The 890-nt window shown below is 50.0% G+C and carries 1 tRNA gene and 2 rRNA genes; all 3 read left to right on the top strand.

Going from position 1 to position 890, the window contains the following annotated elements:
- A 16S ribosomal RNA gene (locus tag CRI63_RS23790) occupies window positions 1-382 on the top strand; the annotation flags it as partial.
- A gap of 85 nt (window positions 383-467) precedes the next feature.
- Window positions 468-543, top strand: a tRNA-Glu gene (locus CRI63_RS23785).
- A gap of 193 nt (window positions 544-736) precedes the next feature.
- Window positions 737-890, top strand: a 23S ribosomal RNA gene (locus tag CRI63_RS23780); the annotation flags it as partial.

The raw sequence follows: 890 nt of genomic DNA, 5'->3' as shown, positions 1-890 counted from the left end.
CCAGTGATAAACTGGAGGAAGGTGGGGATGACGTCAAGTCATCATGGCCCTTACGACCAGGGCTACACACGTGCTACAATGGCGCATACAAAGAGAAGCGACCTCGCGAGAGCAAGCGGACCTCATAAAGTGCGTCGTAGTCCGGATTGGAGTCTGCAACTCGACTCCATGAAGTCGGAATCGCTAGTAATCGTGGATCAGAATGCCACGGTGAATACGTTCCCGGGCCTTGTACACACCGCCCGTCACACCATGGGAGTGGGTTGCAAAAGAAGTAGGTAGCTTAACCTTCGGGAGGGCGCTTACCACTTTGTGATTCATGACTGGGGTGAAGTCGTAACAAGGTAACCGTAGGGGAACCTGCGGTTGGATCACCTCCTTACCTTAAAGAAGCGTACTTTGAAGTGCTCACACAGATTGTCTGATAGAAAGTGAAAAGCAAGGCGTCTTGCGAAGCAGACTGATACGTCCCCTTCGTCTAGAGGCCCAGGACACCGCCCTTTCACGGCGGTAACAGGGGTTCGAATCCCCTAGGGGACGCCACTTGCTGGTTTGTGAGTGAAAGTCGCCGACCTCTGTATCTCAAAACTCACTTACGAGTGATGTTTGAGATATTTGCTCTTTAAAAATCTGGATCAAGCTGAAAATTGAAACACTGAACAACGAGAGTTGTTCGTGAGTCTCTCAAATTTTCGCAACACGATGATGAATCGAAAGAAACATCTTCGGGTTGTGAGGTTAAGCGACTAAGCGTACACGGTGGATGCCCTGGCAGTCAGAGGCGATGAAGGACGTGCTAATCTGCGATAAGCGTCGGTAAGGTGATATGAACCGTTATAACCGGCGATTTCCGAATGGGGAAACCCAGTGTGATTCGTCACACTATCATT

It is taken from the genome of Escherichia sp. E2661, from assembly GCF_004745185.1.
GTDB lineage: Bacteria > Pseudomonadota > Gammaproteobacteria > Enterobacterales > Enterobacteriaceae > Escherichia.
The sequence above is the reverse complement of the archived record's forward strand: the minus strand, read 5'-3'. Positions and strand labels throughout refer to the sequence as shown.